This is a genomic window from Methylobacterium hispanicum (assembly GCF_022179285.1).
Taxonomy (GTDB): domain Bacteria; phylum Pseudomonadota; class Alphaproteobacteria; order Rhizobiales; family Beijerinckiaceae; genus Methylobacterium; species Methylobacterium hispanicum.
This window is the reverse complement of the sequence record NZ_BPQO01000001.1, coordinates 228,889-255,291: the sequence shown is the minus strand read 5'-3', so window position 1 is coordinate 255,291 and position 26,403 is coordinate 228,889. Positions and strand designations below refer to the sequence as shown.

General features: G+C 71.5%; 26 protein-coding genes. 6 read left to right on the top strand and 20 right to left on the bottom strand.

Going from position 1 to position 26,403, the window contains the following annotated elements:
- Positions 1 to 135: 135 nt before the first annotated feature.
- The 4 genes from MFF56_RS01180 to glyA form a co-directional block, all read right to left on the bottom strand.
- A complete protein-coding gene (locus MFF56_RS01180) occupies positions 136 to 774 on the bottom strand; it encodes a riboflavin synthase (protein ID WP_066927347.1) in 639 nt (212 codons plus the stop codon).
- Position 775: 1 nt separating this feature from the next.
- Positions 776 to 1,897, bottom strand: coding sequence for a bifunctional diaminohydroxyphosphoribosylaminopyrimidine deaminase/5-amino-6-(5-phosphoribosylamino)uracil reductase RibD (gene ribD / locus MFF56_RS01175; protein ID WP_066927349.1), 1,122 nt, complete (start codon positions 1,895 to 1,897; stop codon positions 776 to 778).
- Positions 1,898 to 1,905: 8 nt separating this feature from the next.
- On the bottom strand, positions 1,906 to 2,439 hold the full coding sequence (gene nrdR / locus MFF56_RS01170; RefSeq protein ID WP_066927351.1) for a transcriptional regulator NrdR: 534 nt from the start codon (positions 2,437 to 2,439) through the stop codon (positions 1,906 to 1,908).
- A 136-nt stretch (positions 2,440 to 2,575) separates the two neighbouring features.
- Positions 2,576 to 3,880 carry a serine hydroxymethyltransferase gene (gene glyA, locus MFF56_RS01165; protein WP_066927353.1) on the bottom strand — a complete coding sequence of 435 codons (1,305 nt, stop codon included), beginning with the start codon at positions 3,878 to 3,880 and terminating at the stop codon, positions 2,576 to 2,578.
- A gap of 316 nt (positions 3,881 to 4,196) precedes the next feature.
- Between glyA and MFF56_RS01160 the strand changes: the two genes are divergently transcribed.
- The gene (locus MFF56_RS01160) at positions 4,197 to 5,018 is read left to right on the top strand and encodes a lytic murein transglycosylase (protein ID WP_066927355.1); all 822 of its coding nucleotides are present in this window, start codon (positions 4,197 to 4,199) and stop codon (positions 5,016 to 5,018) included.
- A 50-nt stretch (positions 5,019 to 5,068) separates the two neighbouring features.
- On the opposite strand, the gene MFF56_RS01155 is transcribed toward MFF56_RS01160, so the two are convergent.
- Positions 5,069 to 6,238, bottom strand: coding sequence for a hypothetical protein (locus tag MFF56_RS01155; RefSeq protein WP_066927357.1), 1,170 nt, complete (start codon positions 6,236 to 6,238; stop codon positions 5,069 to 5,071).
- A gap of 145 nt (positions 6,239 to 6,383) precedes the next feature.
- On the opposite strand from MFF56_RS01155, the gene MFF56_RS01150 reads away from it, so the two are divergent.
- From MFF56_RS01150 to der, 3 genes are all read left to right on the top strand, one after another.
- Complete coding sequence (locus MFF56_RS01150) at positions 6,384 to 6,989, top strand: NnrU family protein (RefSeq protein ID WP_066927358.1); 606 nt, start codon at positions 6,384 to 6,386, stop codon at positions 6,987 to 6,989.
- A gap of 95 nt (positions 6,990 to 7,084) precedes the next feature.
- Positions 7,085 to 7,792 (top strand): tetratricopeptide repeat protein, encoded by a 708-nt coding sequence (locus MFF56_RS01145; RefSeq protein WP_238229322.1) that lies wholly within the window; start codon positions 7,085 to 7,087, stop codon positions 7,790 to 7,792.
- Between the two features lie 157 nt (positions 7,793 to 7,949).
- On the top strand, positions 7,950 to 9,302 hold the full coding sequence (gene der, locus MFF56_RS01140) for a ribosome biogenesis GTPase Der (protein WP_066919625.1): 1,353 nt from the start codon (positions 7,950 to 7,952) through the stop codon (positions 9,300 to 9,302).
- Here der and MFF56_RS01135 read toward each other — a convergent pair whose 3' ends face one another.
- The 13 genes from MFF56_RS01135 to MFF56_RS01075 form a co-directional block, all read right to left on the bottom strand.
- Complete coding sequence (locus MFF56_RS01135) at positions 9,303 to 10,442, bottom strand: carboxylate-amine ligase (RefSeq protein WP_066919627.1); 1,140 nt, start codon at positions 10,440 to 10,442, stop codon at positions 9,303 to 9,305.
- Positions 10,443 to 10,496: 54 nt separating this feature from the next.
- The gene (locus tag MFF56_RS01130; RefSeq protein WP_066919629.1) at positions 10,497 to 10,907 is read right to left on the bottom strand and encodes a dihydrofolate reductase; all 411 of its coding nucleotides are present in this window, start codon (positions 10,905 to 10,907) and stop codon (positions 10,497 to 10,499) included.
- Between the two features lie 70 nt (positions 10,908 to 10,977).
- Positions 10,978 to 11,721, bottom strand: a complete 744-nt coding sequence (locus MFF56_RS01125) for an SDR family NAD(P)-dependent oxidoreductase (protein WP_066919631.1) — start codon at positions 11,719 to 11,721, stop codon at positions 10,978 to 10,980.
- Between the two features lie 4 nt (positions 11,722 to 11,725).
- Positions 11,726 to 13,207 (bottom strand): amidophosphoribosyltransferase, encoded by a 1,482-nt coding sequence (gene purF, locus MFF56_RS01120; protein ID WP_066919633.1) that lies wholly within the window; start codon positions 13,205 to 13,207, stop codon positions 11,726 to 11,728.
- Between the two features lie 162 nt (positions 13,208 to 13,369).
- On the bottom strand, positions 13,370 to 13,978 hold the full coding sequence (locus MFF56_RS01115; protein WP_066919634.1) for a CvpA family protein: 609 nt from the start codon (positions 13,976 to 13,978) through the stop codon (positions 13,370 to 13,372).
- A gap of 138 nt (positions 13,979 to 14,116) precedes the next feature.
- Positions 14,117 to 15,547, bottom strand: coding sequence for a DNA repair protein RadA (radA, locus tag MFF56_RS01110; protein ID WP_238229321.1), 1,431 nt, complete (start codon positions 15,545 to 15,547; stop codon positions 14,117 to 14,119).
- A gap of 33 nt (positions 15,548 to 15,580) precedes the next feature.
- Positions 15,581 to 16,666, bottom strand: a complete 1,086-nt coding sequence (gene alr, locus MFF56_RS01105; RefSeq protein ID WP_082773010.1) for an alanine racemase — start codon at positions 16,664 to 16,666, stop codon at positions 15,581 to 15,583.
- A gap of 118 nt (positions 16,667 to 16,784) precedes the next feature.
- Complete coding sequence (locus tag MFF56_RS01100) at positions 16,785 to 18,272, bottom strand: replicative DNA helicase (RefSeq protein WP_066921782.1); 1,488 nt, start codon at positions 18,270 to 18,272, stop codon at positions 16,785 to 16,787.
- 226 nt (positions 18,273 to 18,498) lie between these two features.
- On the bottom strand, positions 18,499 to 19,071 hold the full coding sequence (gene rplI / locus MFF56_RS01095) for a 50S ribosomal protein L9 (RefSeq protein WP_066921784.1): 573 nt from the start codon (positions 19,069 to 19,071) through the stop codon (positions 18,499 to 18,501).
- 36 nt (positions 19,072 to 19,107) lie between these two features.
- Positions 19,108 to 20,136 carry a DUF2232 domain-containing protein gene (locus MFF56_RS01090; protein ID WP_066921786.1) on the bottom strand — a complete coding sequence of 343 codons (1,029 nt, stop codon included), beginning with the start codon at positions 20,134 to 20,136 and terminating at the stop codon, positions 19,108 to 19,110.
- A gap of 143 nt (positions 20,137 to 20,279) precedes the next feature.
- Complete coding sequence (gene rpsR / locus MFF56_RS01085) at positions 20,280 to 20,531, bottom strand: 30S ribosomal protein S18 (protein ID WP_066921788.1); 252 nt, start codon at positions 20,529 to 20,531, stop codon at positions 20,280 to 20,282.
- Positions 20,532 to 20,534: 3 nt separating this feature from the next.
- Positions 20,535 to 21,020, bottom strand: coding sequence for a 30S ribosomal protein S6 (gene rpsF / locus MFF56_RS01080; protein ID WP_238229320.1), 486 nt, complete (start codon positions 21,018 to 21,020; stop codon positions 20,535 to 20,537).
- Between the two features lie 273 nt (positions 21,021 to 21,293).
- Entirely contained in the window at positions 21,294 to 21,845 is a 552-nt protein-coding gene (locus tag MFF56_RS01075) for a glutathione peroxidase (RefSeq protein WP_066922427.1), read from the bottom strand.
- A gap of 129 nt (positions 21,846 to 21,974) precedes the next feature.
- On the opposite strand from MFF56_RS01075, the gene MFF56_RS01070 reads away from it, so the two are divergent.
- On the top strand, positions 21,975 to 22,541 hold the full coding sequence (locus tag MFF56_RS01070; RefSeq protein WP_156453722.1) for a cytochrome b: 567 nt from the start codon (positions 21,975 to 21,977) through the stop codon (positions 22,539 to 22,541).
- Positions 22,542 to 22,632: 91 nt separating this feature from the next.
- Here MFF56_RS01070 and MFF56_RS01065 read toward each other — a convergent pair whose 3' ends face one another.
- Both MFF56_RS01065 and MFF56_RS01060 read right to left on the bottom strand, forming a co-directional pair.
- Positions 22,633 to 23,514 carry an AprI/Inh family metalloprotease inhibitor gene (locus MFF56_RS01065; RefSeq protein WP_066922430.1) on the bottom strand — a complete coding sequence of 294 codons (882 nt, stop codon included), beginning with the start codon at positions 23,512 to 23,514 and terminating at the stop codon, positions 22,633 to 22,635.
- Positions 23,511 to 24,503 (bottom strand): 2-hydroxyacid dehydrogenase, encoded by a 993-nt coding sequence (locus tag MFF56_RS01060; RefSeq protein ID WP_066922454.1) that lies wholly within the window; start codon positions 24,501 to 24,503, stop codon positions 23,511 to 23,513. Before MFF56_RS01060 ends, MFF56_RS01065 begins: the two co-directional genes overlap by 4 nt.
- A gap of 255 nt (positions 24,504 to 24,758) precedes the next feature.
- On the opposite strand from MFF56_RS01060, the gene leuC reads away from it, so the two are divergent.
- The gene (gene leuC / locus MFF56_RS01055; protein ID WP_066922432.1) at positions 24,759 to 26,171 is read left to right on the top strand and encodes a 3-isopropylmalate dehydratase large subunit; all 1,413 of its coding nucleotides are present in this window, start codon (positions 24,759 to 24,761) and stop codon (positions 26,169 to 26,171) included.
- Positions 26,172 to 26,403 lie beyond the last annotated feature (232 nt).

The window sequence follows — 26,403 nt, the reverse complement described above, 5'->3', positions numbered from 1 at the left end:
AGGGGTATGACGTTCCCGAATGAGTCGAAGACCTGAACGCGCGTCGATCGCGTACTCAGGTCTGGACCGTCATACCCCTCACCCCAACCCTCTCCCTATGGGAGAGGGAGCCGGTCACGATCGCCTCCGAACGGCTCAGCTTTCCGTTCGCGCCCGTGCCTCGGTGAGCCGCGCGGCGTAGCGGGCGATGAGATCGACTTCGAGGTTGAGCCGGTCGCCCTGGCGGCGCTCCCCCCAGGTGGTGACCTCCAGCGTGTGCGGGATCAGCAGCACCGTGAACAGGTCGCCGTCCACCGTGTTCACGGTGAGCGAGGTGCCGTCGAGGCAGACCGAGCCCTTCGGAGCGATGAAGCGGGCGAGTTCCGCGGGCGCCCGCAGCGTGAAGCGCTCGCTCGCCCCCCAGGAACTCTCCGCGTCGGTGACGCGCTCGTGCGCCACGATCTCGGCGAGTCCGTCGACATGGCCGGTGACGAGGTGGCCGCCGAGCTCGTCGCCGATCTTCAGCGAGCGCTCCAGGTTGATCCGCCGGCCCGGCTGCCAGGAGCCGACCGTGGTGCGGGCGAGCGTCTCGGCGGCCGCGTCCACGGCGAAGACCGCGCCGCCATCGGTCGGCTCGATCGAGACGGCGGTGAGACAGGGCCCCGAGCAGGCGATCGAGGCGCCGAGCGCGATGCCGGCCGGGTCGTAGGCGCAGGCGATGGTGAGCCGCCGCATACGCGCGTCGCCCGCCACCGCGAGCACCGTTCCGATATCGCTGACGAGGCCGGTGAACATCTCAATCGATCCGCTCGTAGGTGACGGCCCGGTCGGGCCCGAGGGTGCGCGCCTCGACCGCGCGCAGGCGCCCGCCGTCGAGAAGTGCCCGCAGGTGCGGCCCGATCGCCGGCAGACCGCCCGTGGGCCCCAGTTCGCTCGGGCCGGTCATCAGCGTGCACAGGTCGATCAGATCGGCCTCGGCCAGCGCGTCCGCAAGGCGGGGGCCGCCCTCGCTGCACAGGCGCGTCAGCCCGCGCTCGGCGAGCGCCGCGAGCGCGGCGGACAGATCGACGCGCCCCTGCCCGTCGTCGGCGACCCGGACCACCTCCAGCCCCATCGATTCCAGCATGCGCTTGGCGTGGGCCGGGGCGCCGCGCGTGGCGAGCACCAGCGTTGGCACGTCGTGGGCGGTGCGCACCAGCACGCTCTGCGGTTGAAGCACGAGGCGGGAATCGAGCACCACCCGCTGGGGCGAGCGCTGGGCCAGCCCCGGCAGTCGCACGGTGAGCGAGGGATCGTCCGCCCGCGCCGTGCCGATGCCGACCAGGATGGCGTCGGCGTGCGCGCGCCAGAGATGCACCGCCCCGTCCGCGACCGGCCCGGTGATGCGCAGGCGCTCCGGTCCCGAGGCGGCGGCGAAGCCGTCGCGGGTCCGCGCGAGCTTCAGGTGGATGGCCGGACGCCCCGTCGTGACGCGGCGGATATGGCCGAGATGGTCGCGCCGGGCCATGTCGGCCAAGAGCCCGGTCTCGACCGCGATCCCGGCCTCCCTGAGGAGCGCGTGGCCGCGGCCGGCCACCCGCGGGTCGGGATCCTCGATCGCGCTGACCACGCGCGCGATCCCGGCCGCCACGATCGCCTCGGTGCAGGGGGGGGTGCGGCCGTGATGGGAGCAGGGCTCCAGCGTGACGTAGAGGGTCGCGCCGCGCGCGGCCTGCCCCGCCTGGACCAGCGCCAGCGGCTCGCCGTGCGGGCGACCGCCCGGCGCGGTGACGCCCTGGCCGACGATCCGCTCCGCGCCCGGCGGCCCCGCCACCACGACGGCCCCGACCGAGGGGTTCGGCCAGGTCCGGCCGAGATGGCGCTGCCCCAGCGCCAGGGCGAGGCGCATGTAGCGCGCGTCGCTCGGGGGCACGCTCATGGCCACACTCACGGCTTGGCCTGCCGGGCGCGGCGCCGGGGAGGGGGGGCGGCCTCCGCGGCCGCGACCTCGGTCTCGACACCCGCCGCGAGCGTTCCCCCGAGGGTGCCGAGCAGGTCCTCGAAGTCCTTGGCCTCGCGGAAATTCTTGTAGACGGAGGCGAAGCGCACGTAGGCGACGTCGTCGAGGCCCTTCAGCCCCTCCATCACCAGTTCGCCGATCGCCTCCGAGCTGACCTCGGCCTCGCCGCTGCTCTCGAGCTGGCGCGTGATGCCGCTGACGAGACGCTCGACCCGGTCCGGATCGACCGCGCGCTTGCGCAAGGCCACGTCGATCGAGCGCTGCAGCTTGTCGCGGTCGAAGGGCACGCGCTTGCCGGAGCGCTTCACCACCGTGACCTCACGCAATTGAACCCGCTCGAAGGTGGTGAAGCGGCCGGCGCAATCTGGGCAGACCCGGCGGCGGCGGATCGCCGCCCCATCCTCGCTCGGTCGGGAATCCTTCACCTGGGTGTCGGAGCCGCCGCAATAGGGACAGCGCATCGGGCGGACCTCGGTGCCGTGGAACGAGACGGGCCGCGGACCCAGAAGGATCCGCGGCCCGCGTCCTAGACCGTCGTGCCGGCCGCCGGAAGTGCGGCCGGGATAGCCGCCGGAAGTGCGGCCGCTACACCGAGCCTCAGCCGTAGATCGGGAAGCGCTCGGTCAGCGCGTGCACGCGGCTCTTGACGTTGGCCTCGACCGCGCTGTCGCCCGCCTCGCCCTTGGCGGCGACGCCGTCCAGCACCTCGACGATGAAGCCGCCGATCTGCTTGAACTCGGCCACGCCGAAGCCGCGCGAGGTACCGGCCGGGGTGCCGAGGCGGATGCCCGAGGTGATGGTCGGCTTCTGCGGGTCGAAGGGCACGCCGTTCTTGTTGCAGGTGATGTCGGCCCGCGAGAGCGCGGCTTCCGCCGCCTTGCCGGTGAGGCCCTTCTTCTGCAGGTCCACCAGCATCAGGTGGTTGTCGGTACCGCCCGAGGTGATGTCGTAGCCGCCCGAGATCAGGGTGTCGGCGAGCGCCTTGGCGTTCTCGATCACCTGGCGGGCGTAGATCTTGAACTCGGGCTTCAGCGCCTCGCCGAAGGCCACCGCCTTGCCGGCGATGACGTGCATCAAGGGACCGCCCTGCAGGCCGGGGAAGATCGCCGAGTTGAACTTCTTGGCCAGCGCCTCGTCGTTCGTCAGGATCATGCCGCCGCGCGGGCCGCGCAGCGTCTTGTGGGTCGTGGTGGTGGCGACATGCGCGTGCGGGAACGGCGACGGGTGCACGCCGGCCGCGACGAGACCCGCGAAATGGGCCATGTCCACGAAGAAGTAGGCGCCGACCGCGTCGGCGATCGCGCGGAACTTGGCGAAGTCCCAGTGGCGCGGGTAGCCCGAGCCGCCCGCGATGATCACCTTCGGCTTGTGCTCGTGGGCGAGGCGCTCGACCTGCTCCATGTCGATGCGCTGGTCCTCGCGGCGCACCGTGTAGGAGACCGGCTTGAACCACTTGCCCGAGACGTTCGGGGGCGCACCGTGGGTGAGGTGGCCGCCGGCGGCGAGGTCGAGGCCCATGAAGGTGTCGCCGGGCTGCATCAGGGCCATGAAGACGCCCTGGTTGGCCTGGGAACCGGAATTCGGCTGCACGTTGGCGAAGCCGACGCCGAACAGGCGCTTGGCACGCTCGATGGCGAGGTTCTCGGCGACATCCACGAACTGGCAGCCGCCGTAGTAGCGCCGGCCCGGATAGCCTTCCGCGTACTTGTTGGTGAGCACCGAGCCCTGCGCCTCGAGCACGGCGCGCGAGACGATGTTCTCGGAGGCGATCAGCTCGATCTCGTGCTGCTGGCGACCGAGCTCCTGCTCGACGGCGCGGGCGATCTCGGGGTCGGCCTCGGTGAGGGGGGCGGCGAAGAAGGTGTCGGTGAAATGCTTGTCGGCGGCGGTACCGGCGCTCATGGCATGGCCTCTGTTCTTGTCTGCGGGCGGGTGGACCCGCCATCCGTCGGCGTGCACGGGCGGGCTCTTGCAGACCCGATCTCTACACGGGCGCCCGCGCGAGGCCAAGCACATGCATTTTTCTGCATGGTTCAAAAAAATTGATCCCCGTCACGGCGGTGAGGATTCGCAAGGGTTACGGATGGAAAGCCTGCAAGCTCGGCAGGAACTGTGCGGTCGGCCTCTTGGGTTGCGCACCCGCGCGGACATATAGCCGTGCTAAAGGCGGACGGCCGGGCAGAACGACGTCCGAAGGCCGCCGCGACAGGAGTTTCCCATGAGCAGACGCGGGTTCACGAAGCCGGGAATCGTGGCGGGGATCACGGCCGGGGTCTTGGCCGGTGCGCTCCTCGCCGGCTCAGGCCAGCGCGCCGAGGCCGCGCAGTGCGGCAATACCGGCGCGGGCTTCGAGGCATGGAAGCGGGAATTCGCCCAGGAGGCCCGCGGCCGGGCGAGCGCCCAGAGCCTCGCGGCCCTGATGGACACCTCCTACTCCACCGCGACCATCTCGGCGGACCGGGGCCAGAAGAGCTTCAAGCTCTCCCTCGACCAATTCCTGGCCAAGCGCGGCGGCAACACAATCGTGGCGCGCGGCCGCCAGCTGAAGCAGCAGAACGCGGCCCTCTTCGCCCAGATCGAGCAGCGCTACGGCGTGCCACCGGGCCCGCTGCTGGCGATCTGGGGCATGGAGACCGGCTTCGGCGCCGTGAAGGGCAACGTGAACACCCTCTCGGCGGTGGCAACGCTCGCCTACGATTGCCGCCGCTCCGAGTACTTCACCGATCAGCTCTACGCGGCGCTCACCCTCGTCGATCGCGGCGTCCTCACGCCCACGACCCGCGGCGCCGCCCACGGCGAGGTCGGCCACACCCAGTTCCTGCCCAAGAACGTGCTGACCTACGGCACCGGCGGCAGCCTGGACAACGTCGGCACGGCGCTCAATTCGACGGCGAACTTCCTCAAGGGCCATGGCTGGCGGGCCGGCGCCGGCTACCAGCCGGGCGAGCCGAACTTCGCGGCGATCCAGGGCTGGAACGCGGCCGGCGTCTACCAGAAGGCGATCGCGCTGCTTGGCCAGCGCATCGACGAGGGGCGCTAGGGGGCCATCCGCCACGCTCCCTCCCGTCACCTCGGGGAGGGGGCAACTCTCTAGGGCCAGACCTTGATCGCCACCGGGCGCCGCACGAGGTCGCGCTCGGCCGTGACCGTGCAGCCCTCGGTGCGCAGGGTCGCGTAGGTGAGGAGTGCCCGCTCGCCGACATCGTCGAAGTTGCGGCCCTGTGCCGCGGGATCGATCAGTGACGGGTAGGCGACCATCTCGCCCCCCGCTTTGCAGGGATCGTCGTACAGGGTGGTGCCGGCGAGCAGCAGCCGCGGGCGGTCCCAGGCGATCAGGTCGCGCGAACTCGTCCAGTAGAAACCGGATCGGGGGAAGTCGCCGCCCGCCGCCGCCATGAAGACCGCGACGTAGGTGCCACTGCCGCGGTGGCGCACCACCGCCCCGACCGGGCCGGGAAACGGCCCGACCGGTCGGCAGGTGTCGGGGAGCCTGACTCGGATCCGGTAGGGATCCGGGAAGGCGGCGGCGAAGCCGCCCCCCGTCCAGGCGCGCCAGCGCCGCGGGTCGGCCGGATCGTCGCTGCGGAACAGGCAGACGCCCGCCGCCTGATCGCTGCCGGGCCGGTCCCAGCCGGTGGTGGCGACGAGCGCGTAGCGCCAGCGCCCGTCCCCGAGGATGTTCGAGGGGTTGAAGAAGCCCCGGTGCCGGGTCTGGTCGATATCCTGGGTGAAGGGCGGGGCAGCGACCACCACCGGCGGCGCGGCCCGACCGAAGCTGCGTCCACCGTCGCGCGAGGCGGCGGCCGTCACCGTGTTGTACCAGCAAGGCATCAGGCTCTGCGCCTGGCAGCGGCCCGGATGCGCGTCAGCGTGGTACTCGTGGTGGAGGAGGGCGGCGACGTTGCGCCCATCCTCCGTCCAGGTGGCGGTGATCCAGGAGCGGTCGTCGTAGAGCGCCGGGTCCGGCCTGTGGCCGGATTCGAGCACCACCGCGCAGTCGATCTTCAGGCGGTCGAGGTCGGGTCCGCGCAACGCCCGGTTGCGGTGGTGCAGGCCGAACGCCACCACCGCTCCCGTCGCGTCCCGGAAGGCGCGCAGGGGCGCGTCGGGCAGGTCCACGCCGTCGCAGGCGTCGCGCGGCGCCCGGAACATCGCCATCGGCGGCCCCACCAGCGTCAGGCTCGACAGCGGCGGCCCGGCCGGCTCGGCCGCGGCGGGGGCGCCGAGAAGCGCTAGGGCCAGGAATGCGGGCGCGCGCATCGCGGTTCTCCGGTGAGCCGCGGCAGGCCGCCGCGCGGGCCGCCCGGCCCGACAATCCGCAGGACTTTCAGACCGGAACCGTTACAAGGAGCTTGAGCGCGCCGCGCCCCTCCACAGCCCGCGAGATTCCCCCGAGACCCCGCCCATGCTGATCATGATCCTCGGCCTCGTGCTGTTTCTCGGCACCCACTCCTTCTCGATGGCCCGGGCGCGCCGGGCCGAACTGGTGGGCCGCGTCGGCGAGGCGAAGTACAAGCTCGGCTACACCCTGGTCTCGGTGCTGGGGCTCGTGCTGATCGGGGTCGGCTACGGCCATTACCGGGCGACCGGCTACATCCCGGTCTGGAACCCGCCGGTCTTCACCCGCCACCTCGCCCTGATCCTCGTGCTGCTGGCCTTCGTGGTGATGGCCTCGGCCTACCTGCCGGGTCGGATCCGTGCGTTCGCCAAGCACCCGATGCTGCTCGCCGTGAAGATCTGGGCGACCGCACATCTCCTCGCCAACGGCGATCTCGGCTCGATCGTGCTGTTCGCCGCCTTCCTCGCCTGGGCGGTGATTGACCGCATCAGCGTGAAGCGCCGCGGTGTGCCGGCCGGCGCGGTGGCGAGCCAGCACGGCGGGCAGGCCGCCCCGGCCGGCTGGCGCAACGACGGGCTGGCCGTGGCGATCGGCGTCGCGGCGTGGTTCGTCTTCGCCCGCTGGCTCCATCCCTGGCTCATCGGCGTCGCCGTTTGGCCGGGGCAGGCCTGAAGCGAGGGGCCGGTCGCCAATCCCCGAACAACGTGCTAGGCGCGTGGCCCTGACGGATGCGAGGTGGCCCGCGGCACGCCGCGGACCGGGGACGAATGGCTGAGAACAACGAGTTCATCCGCGAGGTCAACGAGGACTATCGCCGGGATCAGGTCGCCAACATCTGGCGGCGCTACAGCGGCGTGATCATCGCGCTGGCGATCCTCGTCGTGGCCGGCGTCGGCGGCTGGCGCTACTGGCAGAGCGCGCAACGCTCGGCCGCGGAGGCCGCCTCCGAGCAGTTCGACCGGGCCAACCGCCTCGCCCGCGACGGCAAGGCTCAGGAGGCCGACAAGATCTTCGACGACCTGGAGGCGCAGGGCCCGGCGGGCTACCGCCTGCTCGCGCGCATCCGCGCCGCCACCGAGGCCGGCAAGGCCGACCCGGCCAAGGGCGCGGCCGAGTTCGACAGGATCGCCGCCGATTCGGCGGTCGGCGAGGGCCTGCGCGATCTCGCGCGCCTGCGCGCCGCGCTGCTGCGCATCGACCTGCCCGATCCGGCGCCCGCGCTGGCGAGCCTCCAGAGCCTCGCCGCCGGCTCGCCCTTCCGCCACACCGCCCGCGAGATGCTGGGCCTCTCCGCGCTCCGGCGCGGCCAGTACGATGAGGCGGGGCGCTGGTTCGACCAGCTCAACGCCGACCCCGAGACGCCGCAGGGCCTGCGCCAGCGCATCGAGGTCTACGTGGCCCTCGTGGCAGGCGGCCCCGTGACGGTGACCGAGGCCAAGGCCGAGCCCGCCGCGCCGCCCCCGCCGACGCGCTGAGATCTTTTCGTACCAAGCGCCTGAGCGACTTGGTGTAAGGATCAGTCACACACGCCGTCGTCCCGGGCCGTTCGACGCCCGGGCCGGCGGCGCCTTCATTGGAGCACTCGCGGGCACGCAGCCGTCCCCGCGAGGGACGAACGATACGAGAGACCCCATGGATTTGCCGACCGTCGCGATCGTCGGCCGGCCGAATGTCGGCAAGTCGACCCTGTTCAACCGCCTGATCGGCCGCAAGCTCGCCCTGGTGGACGACCGTCCCGGCGTCACACGCGACCGGCGGGAGGGGGACGTGCAGTTCGGCGGCCTGGCGTTCCGCATCATCGACACGGCGGGGCTCGAGGAGGCCGACGAGGATTCGCTGACCGGCCGCATGCGCATGCAGACCGAGGCCGCGATCCTCGCCGCCGACGTGGTGCTGTTCGTCATCGACGCCCGCGCGGGCGTGCTGCCGGCCGACCAGCCCTTCGCCGAACTGGTGCGCCGCTCCGGCGTGCAGGTCATCCTCATCGCCAACAAGGCGGAAGGCGGCGGCGGGCTCGCCGGGGCCTACGATGCCTTCCGCCTCGGCCTCGGCGACCCGATCCCGTTCTCGGCCGAGCACGGCGAGGGCCTGGGCGAGCTGCACGAGGCGCTGAGGGATGCGCTGCCGAAGCCGGACCCGGATATGGAGGACGACGACGCGGACGCGCCCGGCGGCCGTCCCTTGCGCGTCGCCATCGTCGGCCGCCCGAACGCCGGCAAATCGACCCTGATCAACCGGATGCTCGGCGAGGACCGCCTGCTCGTCGGTCCCGAGGCGGGCATCACCCGCGACTCGATCTCGCTCGATTGGGAATGGCGCGGGCGCCGGATCAAGCTGCACGACACGGCCGGCATGCGCCGCCGCGCCCGCATCGACGACAAGCTGGAGAAGCTCGCGGTCTCGGACGGCCTGCGCGCCGTGCGCTTCGCAGAGGTGGTGGTGGTGCTCCTCGACGCCACGATCCCGTTCGAGAAGCAGGATCTCACCATCGTCGATCTCGTCGAGAGCGAGGGCCGGGCACTCGTCATCGGCCTCAACAAGTGGGACCTCGTCGCCGACCAGCCGGGCCTGCTGAAGACCCTGCGCGAGGACTGCACCCGCCTGCTGCCGCAGGTCCGCGGCGTCTCGGTGGTGCCGCTCTCGGGGCTTGCCGGCAATGGTATCGACAAGCTGATGGAGGCCGTGGTCCAGGCCTCCGAGGTCTGGGACCGGCGCGTCTCAACCTCGCGGATCAACGACTGGCTCTCCGAGGCGACCAGCCGCAACCCGCCGCCCGCGGTCTCCGGCCGGCGCATCAAGATCCGCTACGCCACCCAGGTGAAGAGCCGTCCGCCGCACTTCGCGCTGTTCGGCAACCAGCTCAACGCCCTGCCGAAATCCTACACCCGCTATCTCGTCAACGGCCTACGCGAGGCCTTCGACCTGCCGGGCACGCCGATCCGGCTATCCTTGCGGACGTCCGAGAACCCGTTCGACAAGCGCTGATCAGGGGCGTCCCGGGGTCTGGCCGCGGCTCGTCGCGGCCAGCCAGTCCACCACCGCGTCGAGGGCCTGACGGTTGGTCAGTCCCTGCTCGCGGGCGGCTTCGAAGGCGGCGATCTGCGCATCCGCGCTGGTGCCGTCGGCGAGGATGGTGCGGGCGCGCGCCGCCTCCTCGGCGCAGCCGAGCGCGGCCGCGTCCTCGGCGATCAGGTCGAGCAGCGCGTCGAGGGCTTGCCCATAAGGAAGCGCCTCCTCCCGCGCCTCGTCGATCAGCTCGGCCCCGATGCCGCTGCGCTGGGCCCGCCACAGGTTCTCCTCGGCGAGCGCACGCGAGACGCCGTCGAGACCGGCATTCAGGTCGGGCCTCCGCACCACGAGGCGCACGAGACAGCGGAACAGGGCGGCGATGGCCAGCGCATCCTCCAGCCGCGTGCAGGAATCGGCGATGCGCAGCTCCAGGGTCGGGAACTTGATCGAGGGCCGGAGCGACCACCACAGGAAGCTCGGATCCTGGATCGAGCCGGCACGCTCCATGATGCGGACGTAGCGGGCGTAGGCCTCCGGTCCCGGGAACAGCTCGGGGAGGCCGGTGCGGGGCAGTTCGCCGAAGGCGCTGAGCCGGTAGGCGGTGAGCCCCGTGGGCTTGCCCTGCCAGAAGGGCGAGGAGGCCGAGAGCGCGAAGAGCAGGGGCTGGAACGGCAGCAGCCGGTTCATCAGGTCGATGCGTGCGTCCGGATCCGGAACCTCGACATGGACGTGCATGCCGCAGATCAGGCTGCGCCGGCCGGCGAGGCCGACGTCGCGCAGAATGCCGCGGTAGCGATCGCCCTTGGTCGGCAATTGCCGGGCCCAGTCGGCGACCGGGTGCGTGCCGGCGGCGAAGACGAGGAGTTCGTGCGCGGCCGCGACGTCGGCGAGCGCCGCGCGCTGCCGGGCGAGGCTCTCCCGCGCGGCGCCGAACTCGGTCACCGGCGGCGTGCAGACCTCAACCTGGCATTGCAGCAGCTCGCGCCCGGTCTCGGGCAGGCGCTCGGCAACCTCCGTGTGGAACGGCTTCACCGACCGGCGGGGCGTGCCTCGGGTCTCGGCATCGGCCAGAAAATACTCTTCCTCGATGCCGAAGCGGAAGGACGCTGAACGCATTGTGACCCTCGGGGACGCGTGCGCATCAACTCCCGAAGCGCCACAAAGGTGCCGCTAAGGCGTCCGCAGAGCCCCGCCCACAAGCCAGGCCGGGTCGAACCAGCGGTCGGCCTCGCCGTCGTAGGGCAGGCGCGTGATGTCCCAGTGCTGGATGTACTGCGCGTAGACGTTCCAGACCGCGATGCCGCCGCCCACGAAGATGCGCCGGCCCGGGTAGCGCTTCAGCACCGCTTCCGGATCCTCGTGCGAGCGGATCACGTCGATGGTGCGGTCCTTGAAGGCGAATTCGGGCACAGAGGCCACCGTCTTCGGGCCGGCGATCAGCACGTGACCCATCGTCAGCGCGAAGAAGCGCGTCACGTCCTCCACGAAGAGCGGGTCGGTGTTGCCCTCCCAGGGCAGGTGCCCGTTGAGGCCGAGCTGGCCCCGCTGGCCGATGGCGCAGATGCAGCGGACGTCGATCATGGCACGCGAACCCGGAAGTGAGGGGGCGGGCTCTGCCCGAACCCGCCGGGGCCTTGGGCCCCGGACCCCCTTACTCGGGGGCGCGGAATTCCAGAACCCGATCGCTCGGGAAATCGTAGAGTTTGCCGGTGTCCTCGGAGGCCGGGCTCGCCAGCCGCACGATGTGCGGGGCGAGATCCTCGGGGGTCTTCAGCGTCTCCGGGTCCTCGCCCGGCATCGCCGCGGCGCGCATACTGGTGCGCAGCGGGCCCGGGTTGAGCAGCATCGCCCGGATCCGCGTGTTGGCGGTCTCGGCCGCGTAGGTGCGAACCAGCGCCTCCAGGGCCGCCTTCGAGACGGAGTACGGCCCCCAGTAGGCCCGGCACTTCGAGGCCGCGCCCGACGAGACGAAGACCGCACGGCCGGCATCCGACATCTGTAGCAGCGGGTCGAGCGAGCGGATCAGGCGCCAGTTCGCCGTGACGTTGATCGCCATCACCTGGTCCCAGACCTTCGGGGTGACGTGCCCGACCGGCATCAGGTTGCCGAGGATGCCGGCATTGCCGACCACGATGTCGAGCCGCCGCCAGCGCTCGTTGATCGCCGCGCCGAGGCGATCGATCCCGTCATAGTCGGTGAGGTCGAGCGGCACGAGGGTGGCGCTCGCCCCCCGCTGACGGATCGCGTCGTCCAGTTCCTCCAGCGCGCCCTGCGTGCGGGCGACCGCGATCACGTGCGCACCCGCTTCCGCCAGCGCCAGCGCCGCGGCCCGGCCGATGCCGCGCGAGGCGCCGGTGACGACGGCGACGCGGCCGTCGAGAACCTTCTCCGCCATGGCTTCAGTCCGCCTCGGCCAGCATCGCGAAGCGCTTCGGCCCCGCGATGGCGAGATCCGTCAGCGCGGTCGGGTACTCGCCGGTGAAGCAATGGTCGGTGTATTGCGGGCAGGCGCTGTCGCGTGCCTCCTCGCCCATTGCCCGGTAGAGGCCGGGGATCGACAGGAAGGCCAGGGAGTCGGCGCCGATGTACTGGCGCATTCCTTCGAGGTCGTGGGTCGCGGCAAGGAGCTTCTCGCGCTCCGGCGTGTCGATGCCGTAGAAGTCCGGGTGCATGATCGGCGGGCTGGCGATGCGGAAATGCACCTCGCTGGCGCCCGCCTCGCGCATCATCCGCACGATCTTCACCGAGGTGGTGCCGCGCACCAGGCTGTCGTCGACGAGCACGATGCGCTTGCCCTCGATCGCCGCGCGGTTGGCCGAGTGCTTCATGCGCACGCCGAGCTCGCGCACCGATTGTGTGGGCTGGATGAAGGTGCGGCCGACATAGTGGTTGCGGATGATGCCCATCTCGAAGGGCAGGCCGGTCTCCTGCGCGAAACCCAGCGCCGCCGGCACGCCGGAATCCGGCACCGGCACCACCACGTCCGCCTCCACGGGCGTCTCGCGGGCGAGCTCGTGGCCGATGTTCTTGCGCACCGCGTAGACGCTCTTGCCGTTCACGACCGAGTCGGGCCTCGCGAAGTAGATGTACTCGAAGATGCAGGGGCGCATCGGCCGGGCCTCGGCGAAGCGGATCGACTCGACGCCCTCTTCCGAGATCACCACGATCTCGCCGTTCTCGATGTCGCGCACGAACTTGGCGCCGATGATGTCGAGGGCGCAGGTCTCGGAGGCCAGCATGTAGCGGCCGTCGAGCTCGCCCAGCACCAGCGGGCGGATGCCCTGCGGGTCGCGGGCGCCGATCAGCTTCTTGTTGGTCAGCGCCACGATCGCGTAGGCGCCCTCGATCGCCTGGAGCGCGTCGATGAAGCGCTCGATGATCCGCGGTTTGCGCGAGCGGGCCGCAAGGTGGAGGATCACCTCGGTGTCCGAGGTCGATTGCGTGATGGCGCCGTCGCGCACGAGGTCGCGGCGGATCGAGAGCGCGTTGGTCAGGTTGCCGTTGTGGGCCACCGCGAGGCCCCCGCTGGCCAGCTCCGCGAAGAGCGGCTGAACGTTGCGCAGGATGGTGCCGCCGGTCGTCGAGTAGCGCACGTGGCCGATCGCGGCACGGCCCTTCAGGCGGGCGATGGTCTCGCCGTCCGAGAAGGAGTCGCCGACGAGGCCGGGGCGGCGCTCGGAGTGGAACACCGCGCCGTCGAAGGAGACGATGCCCGCCGCCTCCTGGCCGCGGTGCTGCAGGGCGTGCAGCCCCAGCGCCACGATGGCGGAGGCGTCCGGATGATCGAAGATGCCGAAGACGCCGCACTCCTCGCGCAGCGTATCGCCGTCGAGATCGAGGTCGAAATCGGCGGAAGCGGAAGCAACGGCGCGGTCGGGCATGCTCGATGTCGGTCCCTGATGGCCGCCGGGATCCGGCGGCGGGCGCCGGATATGCTGGCGCGGGCCGTGAGGCAATGCTGCGTGGAATCATTCCACCCGGCCGCCTCGACCGCGGTTATCTAGGGGCTTTCCGCCCGCCGACCAAGCGCCGGCGCGCGCAGGTCAGCGTCGCGGCGCCGGCGTGGCTGCGCCGTCCGTGCGGCGCTGGGCCGGGGTCTCGTCGGCCGGGGCATCGACCGGCTCGTTTGGGGGAGTGTCGACCTTCGGCTTCTTGAACTGCTTGAGGAAGCCTTCCGGATTCTCGGGCAATTGCGCGACGAGCGCGTCGCCGGACTTCTCCAGCATCGGGCGCGAGCGCGCCTGCGAGGCCCAGTCCGGCACCTTGCCCTGTACGAGCCAGGACAGGAACACCCAGCCGATCACGCAGATCAGGAAGCCGCGCGCGGCCCCGAACAGGAAGCCGAGCGAGCGATCGACCGCGCCGATGCGCGAGTCGAGCACCACGTCGGAGATCTTCACGGTGATGATCGAGACGACGATCAGCGTCGCCAGGAAGATCGCGGCGATCGAGGCGACGAGCGCCACCGTGTCGCTGTTCACGTGCTGCTTCACGGTCGGCAGCAGCATGGGGTGGAACTTCCAGGCCACCGCCGCGGCGGCGACCCAGGCGATGATCGCGAGCACCTCGCGGGTCACGCCGCGCACGGCCGCGAGCAGCGCGGAGATCACCACGATGCCGAGCACGACGAGATCGAGGATGGAGAACGGCATCAGCGCATCTGGGTCGGGCGGGGATCGGCCATGGGCGGTGGTCGCGCGGCTCCCCCGGGGACCGCGGCGCCTGTATATCCCGAGGAACCTCAGCCGTCACCCTTGTGCGGGGATTGCGCGCAACCGGTGGGCGAAGGGCTAATCCGCCTCCTCGTAGCGCGGATTGTGGTTGCGGCCGCGCCCGCCGCGCTTGGGCCCGTTGGCCGCGATGCCCGCCACCATGTCGGCGATGTGGCGCAGCGCCTCGGTGGCGAGCGCCCGGTCGGCTGTCTCGCGGCCCTGAGGCATCAAGGCCTTGGCGAAGCCGAGCTTCTGCGCCTCCTTCAGGCGGGCGCTCGCCTGCGCGACGGGCCGGATCGCGCCCGACAGGCCGATCTCGCCGAAATAGACGGTCTCCGGGGGCAGGGCCGAGCCGGAGAGCGAGGAGACCAGCGCCGCCGCCACCGCGAGGTCGGCCGCGGGCTCGGAGATGCGCAGGCCGCCAGCGACGTTGAGATAGACGTCGTGGCCCGAGAGCCGGATGCCGCCATGGGCCTCCAGCACCGCGAGCACCATCGAGAGCCGGTTCGGGTCCCAGCCGACCACCGCTCGGCGCGGCATGCCGAGGGCCGAGGGCGCCACCAGCGCCTGGATCTCGACCAGCAGCGGGCGCGTGCCCTCCATGCCGGCGAAGACCGCGGTGCCCGCCGCCTGATGGTCGCGCCCCGCCAGGAATAGGGCGGAGGGGTTCGGCACCTCGGCCAAGCCGCCGTCCGTCATCTCGAACACGCCGATCTCGTCGGTCGGACCGAAGCGGTTCTTCACCGCGCGCAGGATGCGGAAATGGTGGCCCTGGTCGCCCTCGAAGGAGGCGACCGCATCGACCATGTGCTCGACCACGCGCGGTCCCGCGATCTGCCCGTCCTTGGTGACGTGGCCCACCAGGATCACCGCCGTGCCGGTGGTCTTGGCGAAGCGGATCAGGCTCTGGGCCGAGGAGCGCACCTGCGTGACGGTGCCGGGCGCGGAATCGACCGTCTCGGTCCACATGGTCTGGATCGAGTCGATGATGGCGAGCGCGGGCGGGCGCCCTTGCGAGAGCGTCTCGACGATGTCCTCGACGTTGGTCTCGGCGGCGAGCTCCACCGGCCGGTCGGCGAGTCCGAGGCGCTCGGCCCGCAGGCGCACCTGTCCCACCGCCTCCTCGCCCGAGATGTAGGCGACGCGCTGGCCCGTGCCGGCCATGGCGGCCGAGGCCTGCATCAGGAGGGTGGACTTGCCGATGCCGGGATCGCCGCCGAGCAGGATCACCGAGCCGCGCACGAAGCCGCCGCCGGTGACGCGGTCGAGTTCGGCGATGCCCGAGGGGATGCGCGGCGCCTGCTTGGCCTCGCCGGTCAGCCCTTCGAGCGGAAAGACACGGCCCCGCGCCCGCGAGGGCCGGGTCGCGGCGGGGCCCGCCTGCACGCCGCCGCCCGGCGTCTCCTCGACGATCGTGTTCCAACCGTTGCAGGCCTCACACCGCCCGCGCCAACGGTTGTAGACCGCCCCGCAGGACTGGCAGACGAAGGTCTGGTGGATCTTGGCCATGGATCTCGCGAGTGCCGGACGGTCGAACCAGCCTCACTCTACATAGGTGCGAACATACCGGGAACCCAGGCCGGTCAGGATCTCGTAGCCGATCGTGCCGGCCGCGCGCCCGACAATGTCCACGTCGAGCGCGTCGCCGATCAATACGGCGGTCGCGCCGCGCCGGGCGTCAGGCGCCTCGGTGACATCGAGGATGATCAGGTCCATCGAGATCAGGCCGAGGATCGGGCACGCGACCCCGCCGACGAGCGCGTGTCCGCGCCCGCTCGCCGCGCGCGGGTAGCCGTCGGCGTAGCCGAGCGACAGCGTGGCGAGCCGGCGCGGGCCGGGGGCGATCCAGCGGTGGTTGTAGCCGGCGCCCGCACCCGCCTCGACGGCGCGCACCTGCACGATCTCGGCCTCCAGCCGCACCACCGGCCGCATCGGGTTCGGGTGCCCGGGCGTGGGGTTGCCGCCGAACAGGGCGTAGCCCGGCCGCAGCAGGTCGTGGTGCGTGGCGCTTCCGAGGAAGATGCCCGAGGAGTTTGCGAGCGAGGCCGGGATCTCCGGGAAGGCGGCGCGCGCGGCCGAGAAGTCCCGGATCTGCCGGGCGTTGACCGGATCCTCAGGCTGCTCGGCGCTGACGAGATGGCTCATCACGAGGTCGATGCCGGCGGCGCGGATGCGGGGATCTGCGCGCAGCGCCAGCGCCTCCGGCACCGAGAGGCCGAGCCGGTTCATGCCGGTGTCGACGTGGAGCGCGGCCCCGTGCGCGCCCTGGCTCGCCCCGGCCCAGGCGTCGAGCTCGTCGTGCGAGCCGAGGACGGGCCGCAGGCCGTCGCGCAGGAAGGCGTCGGCACCGCCCGGCGGCAGCCCGTTCAGCACGTAGATCGTGGCCTCAGGGACTGCCCGCCGCGCCGCCGCCCCCTCGCCGAGATGCGCCACGAAGAAGGTGCGGCAGCCCACCCGCCACAGGGCGGGGGCCACCGCCGCGAGCCCGCAACCGTAGGCATCGGCCTTGATCACGGCGGCGCAGGGCGTGCCGGGCCCTTGAGCGCCGAGGCGGCGCCAGTTCTCGGCGATGGCCGCGAGATCGACGGTGAGGCGGGCGCCGTGTCCGACGGGTCCGGTGGGGGGAATCGTTCGTTCCTCCGAGCAAGCGCCGGTCTTCAGCGCATTTCCGCCCTCCTATACGCCGTCGCGGCAATGCCGATCCATGCGAGCGGCATCTACCGGCTACGACCCTCGAGCAGGTGGATCACATCGGCTCGGGCAGGCGGTCGCTCTGGGCGAGGTTCGAGAAGCGGGTGATGTTGGCGTCGAACTGCAGCTCGACCGTGCCGGTGGGGCCGTGGCGCTGCTTGCCGATGATCACCTCGGCCTTGCCGTGGACGCGCTGCATCTCGGCCTCCCAGGCGAAGAACTCCTCGGTGCCCTCGCGCGGCTTCTTGTTGCCGACGTAGTACTCCTCGCGGAACACGAACATCACCACGTCGGCGTCCTGCTCGATCGAGCCCGATTCGCGCAGGTCCGAGAGCTGCGGGCGCTTGTCGTCGCGGTTCTCCACCTGACGGGAGAGCTGCGAGAGCGCGATGATCGGCACCGAGAGTTCCTTGGCCAGCGCCTTCATGCCGGTGGTGATCTCGGTCATCTCCTGCACGCGGTTGTCGCCCTTCTTGGACGAGCCGGAGAGGAGCTGGAGGTAATCCACGATCAGCAGGTCGAGGCCCTTCTGGCGCTTCAGGCGCCGGGCGCGGGCGGCGAGCTGGGCGATCGAGATGCCGCCGGTCTGGTCGATGTAGAACGGGATCGTCTGCATCTCCCGGGCGGCGTCGGTGATCTTGTAGAAGTCCTCCGGCCGGATGTCGCCGCGGCGGATCTTGTAGGAGGGCACGCCCGACTGCTCGGCGATGATGCGGGTGGCCAATTGCTCGGCCGACATTTCCAGCGAGAAGAACCCGACGATGCCGCCGTTGACGGTCTTGGTGACGCCGTCCTGCCCCTTCTCGCCCTGGTAGGCCTTGGCGATGTTGAAGGCGATGTTGGTGACCAGCGAGGTCTTGCCCATGGCCGGGCGCCCCGCGAGGATGATCAGGTCGGAGGGCTGCAGGCCGCCCATCTTGGAATCGAGGTCGCTGAGGCCCGTGGCGATGCCCGACAGCTTGCCCTCGCGCTGGTAGGCCTTGGCCGCCATGTCGATGGCGGTGGTGAGCGCGTCGGAGAATTTCTGGAACCCGCCGTCGTAGCGGCCGGCCTCGGCCAGTTCGTAGAGCCGGCGCTCGGTCAGCTCGATCTGCTCGCGGGGCGCCTGCTCGACGGGGGCCTCGTAGGCGCCGTTGACCAGATCCTCGCCGATGTTGATCAGCCGGCGGCGGATGGCGAGGTCGTAGATGGTGCGGCCGTACTCGCCTGCGTTGATGACGGTGGTGGCATCCGCCGCCAGCCGGGCGAGGTACTGCATCACCGTCTGGCCGCCGAAATCGGCGTCGCCCAGATACGTCTTCATGGTGATGGGCGTGGCGAGCTTGCCCGCCTTGATCAGCGAGACGGCGACCGTGAAGATCTGCTGGTGCGCCTCCTCCATGAAGTGCTCGGAGAGCAGGAAGTCCGAGACGCGGTAGTAGGCGTCGTTGTTGACCAGCATCGCGCCGAGCAGCGCCTGCTCCGCGTCGATGTTGTGGGGCTGGACCCGGTACTCGGTCGGGACCGCCTCGAGCCGGGCCGTCAGGGCGTTGGGCAGGGCCATCGGCTAGCTCCTCAGGCGCGTCCCCCGTGGGCCGCGCGACTTCACCTTGCACGGACCATGCACCGGTATGGTTGACCGATGCTTGCCGCGCCGCCCGCGCGCCGGGGGTGCGACACGAAGAACGCCCGCCGCTCGGGAGAGCGGCGGGCGTCCATGTTTGGAACAAATTAGGAACCGGTCAACCCTCGGGGACGATCATCCCCGCTGTCCACCGGTCGCGAAGGGATCAGCCGCGGTCGTCGGCGCCCTCGCCGGCCTCGGCCAGCGCCGCGCCGACCTCGAGGCCGAGGTCGTCGAGGTTGAACGCCTCGCGCTCGGTGACCGACTCACCGCGGGCCTGACGCTCGGCCTCCTCGGGGCTGCGGGCGATGTTGACGGTGACCTTCACCTCGACCTCGGGGTGCAGGACCACCGGCACGGTGTGCAGGCCCAGCGTCTTGATCGGCTGGTTGAGCACGAACTGGCCGCGCTCGACCGTGAAGCCCTCCTTCGAGACGACCTCGGCGAGGTCGCGGGTGGAGACCGAGCCGTAGAGCACGCCGGTCTCGCCCGACTGGCGGATCAGGATGAAGCTCTGGCCGTCGAGCTTCTCGGCCACGGCCTCGGCGTCCTTCTTGCGGTCGAGGTTGCGCGCCTCGAGCTGGGCGCGCTGGTCCTCGAAGCGCTTCTTGTTGGCCTCGGTGGCGCGGAGCGCCTTGCCGCGGGCGAGGAGGAAGTTGCGGGCGAAGCCCGGGCGGACGTTCACGGTCTCGCCCATCTGGCCGAGCTTGGCCACGCGCTCGAGGAGGATGACTTCCATGGTTCTGATCCTTTCAGAGGGGTGTGTGTACGGGTCTCAGGTCGCCGGGCCGCCCCGGGGGCGGCGGCGGTCGAGGGCGGTATCGGCGAGGCCGAACAGGGTCAGCGCGACGAGGGCGATGCCCTGCGTCACGAACAGGATGAGGTAGAGGCCGAAGAGCAGCGCTCCGCGCCCGGGCCGCCCGCGGCTGCGGTCGTGAAAGGCGGCGAGCCCCTGCAGCGCGAAGACCGCGCAGAGCGCGCCGACGAGTGCCGTGCCGAACACGCCGAGATAGCCCGGCGCCAGGGTGAGCACGACGGCGAGCGCCAGCAGGCCGAGCACGCCCCGCGGCATCGCGGTCGAGGGGATGTCCGGCCAGGGCCGCAGCAGGCGGCCCGAGAGGCGCACGATGCGGGCCGAGGCCCAGAGATAGAAGACGAGGAGCAGCGCGAGGCCGGTGGCGGCGATGCCGGGCAGGAGGCGGCCCATCGCGTCGGCGAGTTCCGCGTGCAGCTCGGCCTGGGCCTTGGCCTTCGGGTCGGCGGGCTCGGCAGGGGGCGCGGTCGGCGTCTCGGCGCTCCGCTCGGCGTCCTCGCTCGTCTCCGTGCGCGGCGCCGGCGCGGTGCCGTCGCGCATCTGCACGCGGATCAGGTTGCCGGCGAGCTGGCGCATCTGCGTCTCGTAGGCCTCGTAGCTCGACGAGGACAGGAGCGCGATCGCCACGACTGCGGCACCCGCGGTACTGCCGACCCAGCCGAGCAGACGCCCGGTCGGGTACCACTCCGTCGTGCCGTCGGGGTTCTGGCGGCCGAGCAGCGTGAGATAGGCGAGCCACCACGCGGGCAGCGCCAGATAGGCCGCGAAGCCGAGGCCGAGCGAGGGCGAGACCGCGAGCGCCAGCGCGAGGCTGCCGGTGACGGCGGCGGCGAGCGCGGCGCGGTGGCTCCAGCCGAGGCCGACGATCAGGATGGGCAGCGGCGAGACGAGGTTCAGCACGAACGCGAGCAGCGTTCCTTTCAGGAGAACGCCGAACAGGAGGGCCGAGACGAGGCCCGCGCCGATGCCGATGCCGAGATACTGGGTCATGGGTTCCGCTGTCCCGCCGGTCTCATGCGACCGGGGTTAGAGGCATTGTGGGCCCCAACGATGACGGCGGCCGGGAAAAGCCGTCGTCTTCTGATGATACGGGGGCCGGCCCGTGGAACCGGACCGGCCTGGTCAGAAAAGACCTACTTGATGACGTAGGGCAGCAGGCCGAGGAAGCGGGAGCGCTTGATGGCCTGGGCCAGTTCGCGCTGCTTCTTGGCGGAGACCGCGGTGATGCGGCTCGGCACGATCTTGCCGCGCTCCGAGACGTAGCGCGACAGGAGCTTCACGTCCTTGTAGTCGATCTTCGGAGCGTTCGCGCCGGAGAAGGGGCAGGTCTTGCGACGACGGAAGAAAGGACGACGGCCACCGCCGCCACCAGCACCGAAGGCCATGACTTAGTTCTCCCCGCCGAAGTTGCGCTCGGGACGCTCGCCCCGCTCGGGACGGTCCCCACCGCGGTCGCCACGATCCCCACGGTCGCCGCCGAAGCCGCCACCGCCGCCGAAGCCCTCGTCGTCGCGGCGACGGCCGCGCTCGCGGTCGCGACGGTCGTCGCGGTCGCGCTTCTGCATCATCGCGGAGGGCTCTTGCTCCAGCTCCTCGACGCGGATCGTCATGAAGCGCAGGATGTCTTCCGAGATCTGCATCTGACGCTCCATCTCGGCGATCGCGGCCGGGGGGGCGTCGATGTTGAGGAGCGCGAAGTGCGCCTTGCGGTTCTTCTTGATGCGGTAGGCGAGGGACTTGACGCCCCACATCTCGATCTTCTCGAGGCGGCCGCCGTTCTGCTCGATCACACCCTTGTAGGTGTCGATCATGGTCTCGACCTGCTGGGACGTCACGTCCTGGCGGGCGAGGAGCACGTGCTCGTAGAGAGGCATTTCGGGCCTTTCATCGTGGATGAGGCCCGTGACGCGCTGCGCGGGTCGCCGGGCCGGTTCGTTCACGCTTGCCCGGCGCCAAGCCCTTCGAGCCGTGATGATGGCCCGAGCGGTTGATCGAAGGCGGAGACACGGGACGACGGGCCAAGGCCCTGTGCCGGCAGGCGGCACCGTCCGTTCAGCCCCCGGCCGGAGCGAACGCGAGGGGCGGCGCATAGGGGGTTTTTCGGGCTTTGGCAAGGGCGACGCGCGATCTTCGCGGCCTGAGCGCCCTCAGGCCTTGTCCAGTTCCGCGGCGATCGCCGAGATCACACGCGGGTCGTTCGGCTCGACCTGGGTGGCGAAGGCGCCGGCCAGGGCGCCGTTCCGGGCAACCAAGTATTTGTGGAAGTTCCAGCGCGGGGTCTCGCCCGGGCGCTGGGCGGCCGCCCAGGCGTAGAACGGGTGGGCGTTCGGCATCTTCACGCGGGTCTTGGCGGTGAGCGGGAAGGTGACGCCGTGGTTCTTGCGCGCGGCTTCCGCGATCGCCGGCCCGTCGAGCGGCTCCTGGTTTCCGAAATCCGGGGAGGGCACGCCGACGACCGCGAGGCCGCGGTCCTGGAAGCGGGTCCACAAGGCCTGGAGCCCGGAGAGCTGCCCGGCGAAGCCGCAGGCGGTCGCGGTGTTGACGACGAGGATCGGCCGGCCTTGGAACGCGGAGAGCGGCAGCGGGCCGCCCTCCGGCTTGTCGAAGGCGAAGTCCGTGGCCCGACCCTCCGCCGCGCGGGCGGGTAGGGCCAGGGCGGCACCGATCAGGACGAGGGCCTCGCGGCGCAGCAGGGGCATGGCGTCCACATCCGTATGAGCCTCGAGCCGGAGTTTGTAGCGCGATTGCCCGCCCCGTCCATGGCGGCCATTCCCTTCGCCCCGTCCGGATCTAACTTGGATCAAATCCAGGCCGCGCCGGAGCGAACGATGCCGCCCACCTACGTCACCGCCTCGGGCATGCCGCGCTACAACGGGGTCGCGCAGGCGCTGCACTGGCTGACCGCCCTCCTCGTCGCCGCGGTGCTGCCCCTCGCCTGGATCGCGACGAGCCTCGCCCGGGACGCGCCGGCCAAGGGCGACATGTTCGTGCTGCACAAGTCGGTGGGGCTGACGCTGTTCGCCCTCGTGGTCGTGCGCATCGTCTGGCGCATCCTACACCCGGCGCCGCCCGAGCCGCGCATGCCCGCCGCGCTCGCCGTGCTCGGCCGGATCAACCACTGGCTGCTCTACGCGGTCTTCCTGATCATGCCGGTGAGCGGCTACCTGCTCAGCGCGCTGGCGGGCCGCTCGACCCCGTATTTCTGGCTCTTCACCGTGCCGGGCCTGCCGAAGGACGAGGGGCTGCAGAAGATCTTCCAGTCCGTCCACCTCGCCGGGCAGTGGGCGGTCTACTTGCTGGTCGGCCTGCACGTCCTGGCGACCGTCTGGCACGTCGCCGTGCGCCGCGACGGCCTGCACGAGCGCATGATGCCGGTGCAGGATCAGGTCGGGTAGGGCGCCGACCCCGTCGGGCCTTCGAAAGGTCCGGGACCTCGCGCGGGCCCGGGGCTGAGCTCTGGTCTACGGGATGGACTTGGCAACGGTCTCAGGGCTCGACCCTGCGCAGGACGAAGGTGGTGCCGGTCTCCGGGTCGCGCCGCCAGGCCCCTTCGCCGTTCGGCACCAGGCCGACCGTGTGGCCGCGCCGGGCCGTCAGCGTCAGGCGGCCGGCGGCGAAGCTCCACCCGGCGGGCCCGAACACCTCGATCCCGCTGTCGCGGCAGCCCGGCATCAGGGACACGGCCCCACCGCCGGCGAGTTCGAGCCGGCAGACATCGCGGTCGCGGTAACGGTCGAGCGCGTAGAGGCCGGGCTCGGGGGCGCCCGCCGCGGGCGCGGGGAGGGCGGCCGGAGCCGACTGTCCGGCGACGCTGGAGGCGGCCTCCGATGGCGGCGCTGCAGAGGGCAGGGCCGCTTCGGGCGCGGGCGGACGCATCGCCGCGATATCGAGGGGCACGAAGCTGTAGACCTCGCCGCTCTCCGCCTTCGCGCCGTAGCTGCCCCGGTCGGGCCGGGGGGTGAAGATCAGGAGCGGGCGCACGTTCTTGTCGACGAGGCGCACGCCGCCCTCTGTGTAGAGCCAGCCGACCATGGTGGCGGTGAGCGGCAGCGCCCTCCGGCAGCCCGCCGGGAAGGCGAGCTTGCGCCCCACCGGCCCGTTGTCGAGGCCGAGCGTCATCACGCAGCGCCGGTTCGTCCCGTCGCGGGAGAGGTCCCAGGTACCGGGGACGCCGGTGAATCGATCCGGCAGGCGATCGGCCGGCGGCGGAGAGGTCGGCTGTGCCTCCGGCGCGGCGGGCGTGAGGTCCGGTGGCGCGGAAGGCAGCAGGGGCGGGAACTGCGGCGGCTGGGCGGGGATCGCCTCCTGCGCCGCGGCCGCGCCGAGGCCCAGCAGGGCAGCGAGGGCCGCGAGGGGGAGCTGTCTCACGCCTCGACCTTCCGGGATGTCTCGGGGCCGGGCGCCTCGGATGGCTCGGCGCCGGCCTTCCAGGGCGTCTCCGCCACCGGGGTCAGGGGCCCGCGCCCCTCGAACCACGAGAGCAGGTTGTCGGCCACGAGCCGGCCCATCGCCGCGCGGGTGTGGTGCGAGGCGGAGCCGACATGCGGCAGCAGTACCGCGTTGTCGCACGCCACGAGGTCCGCCGGCACGTGCGGCTCGTCCGCGAACACGTCGAGCCCGGCCGCCTGGATCGTGCCGTCCGCCAGCGCCGCCGCCAGCGCCGCCTCGTCCACGAGGCTGCCGCGGGCGACGTTGATCAGGACGCCCTCCGGCCCGAGCCCCCGGAGCACCGCGGCGTCGATGAGCCCCGCGGTCCCGGGGCCGCCCGGCGCCACCACGATCAGCACGTGCACGGCCTCGGCGAGGCCGACGAGGGTGGGGTGGTAGGCGTAGGGCACGTCCGCCTGCCGCGAGCGGCCGTGATAGGCGATCTCGACCCCGAACCCTTCGAGCCGGCGCGCGATGGCGCGCCCGATCCGGCCGAGGCCGAGGATGCCGATCCGGCGCCCGCGCAAGGACGGCGAGAGCGGGAAGGGCGCCTGCGGCCAGCGTCCGGCCCGAAGGTAGCGGTCCGCCTGGGGGATCCGGCGGAGCGTGGCGAGCAGGAGGCCGAGGGTCAGGTCGGCCACCTCGTCGGTGAGCACGTCCGGCGTGTTGGTGACGACGACGCCCCGGGCGGCGGCCGCCCGCGCATCCACCGTGTCGTAGCCGACGCCGAAATTGGCGACGATCTCCAGCTTCGGCAGCCGGTCCATCAGGCCGCCGTCGACCGGCGTCTGCGCGCCGACCGCGAGGCCGCGGATGCGGGGCGCGACCTCTCTCAGCAGCGCCTCCGGGTCGGCGGCGCCGTCGACCCGGTGCAGGGTGAGGCGGGCACCCAGCGCCTCCGCCACGACCGGGTGCATCGGCCGGAGCATCAGGATCTCGGGCGGGGCGGGCTCGCTCACGGTTGGGACTCCGGCTGGCGCGCGGGGCACGCCTATCCCTCCACATACCGCATCCGGGCCGGTTGTCGCCGCCCGCGCGCGGCACCCGTGCGACAGAAGCCGGCCAGCCATCCCGCGGCGGCGGCGCGGCGCCTCTTCCGATTCTCGCCTCGGACCCCTACTAAGAGAGGTTCCAAGCCGGGTGCATCGGGTGCCCCGGTCGGTCCCCACAGCGAACTCCAAGCCATGGCAAGCCCGCGCACGCTCTACGACAAGATCTGGGACGACCACGTCGTCGATGTTCAGCCGGACGGCACCAGCCTCCTCTACATCGACCGCCACCTCGTGCACGAGGTGACGAGCCCCCAGGCGTTCGAGGGCCTGCGCGTGGCCGGCCGCCGGGTGCGCCATCCCGAGAAGACGCTGGCGGTCGTGGACCACAACGTCCAGACCTCGGACCGGCGCGCGGGGATCGAGGATCCGGAGAGCCGCACGCAGCTCGAGGCGCTGGCCGAGAACGTGCGCGACTTCGGCATCGAGTTCTACGACGCGCTGGATCGCCGCCAGGGCATCGTCCACATCATCGGGCCGGAGCAGGGCTTCACGCTTCCCGGCCAGACGATCGTGTGCGGCGACTCGCACACCTCGACGCACGGCGCCTTCGGGGCGCTGGCCCACGGCATCGGCACGTCCGAAGTCGAGCACGTGCTCGCCACCCAGACGCTGGTGCAGAAGAAGGCCCGGAACATGCGGGTCACGGTCGACGGCGCGCTGCCGCCGGGCGTCACCGCGAAGGACATCATCCTGGCGATCATCGGCGAGATCGGCACGGCCGGCGGCACCGGGCACGTCATCGAGTACGCGGGCGAGGCCATCCGCGCCCTCTCGATGGAGGGCCGGATGACGATCTGCAACATGACGGTCGAGGGCGGGGCGCGGGCCGGCATGGTCGCGCCCGACGAGACCACCTTCGCGTACGTGAAGGGCCGCCCGAAGGCGCCGCAGGGCGCGGCCTTCGACGCGGCGCGGCGCTACTGGGAGAGCCTCGTCAGCGACGAGGGCGCCCATTTCGACCGCGAGGTGCGGCTGGATGCGGGGAACCTCCCCCCGATCGTCAGCTGGGGCACCAGCCCCGAGGATGTGATCTCGATCCAGGGCCTCGTGCCGGATCCGGCCCGGATCGCCGACGAGAACAAGCGGCAGTCGAAGGAGAAGGCGCTGGCCTATATGGGCCTGACGCCGGGCACCAAGATCACCGACATCACCCTGGACCGGGTCTTCATCGGCTCTTGCACCAACGGACGCATCGAGGACCTGCGCGAGGTCGCGCGGGTCGTCGGCGACCGCAAGGTGCACCAGAGCGTGTCGGCGATGATCGTGCCGGGCTCCGGGCTGGTGAAGGCGCAGGCCGAGGCGGAAGGGCTCGACAAGATCCTGAAGGCGGCGGGCTTCGACTGGCGCGAGCCCGGCTGCTCGATGTGCCTCGGCATGAACCCGGACAAGCTGCGGCCGGGCGAGCGCTGCGCCTCGACCTCGAACCGCAATTTCGAGGGCCGCCAGGGCCCGCGCGGGCGCACGCACCTCGTCTCCCCGGCGATGGCCGCCGCCGCGGCGGTGGCCGGCCGCTTCGTCGACATCCGCGAGTGGCCGCAGGGCTGATCGCCCTGTCCTGATCGTTGCCGAAGCCCGCCCCGGCCGAACGGGGCGGGCTTTTTCGTTGCGCGACACCCGGCCGGATGCGCCGCCGCCCGCGCGGCGTTCGGCTCCGCCGCCGGAGATCGATCCCGGGGGCCCCACACGAAACGGTCACGATCGCCTGACATCACCCGCCCGGCAGGGGCGGCCCGTCCCGCTTGCGGCGCGCCGGTTCCTGGCGCATCAGGGTCGCCGA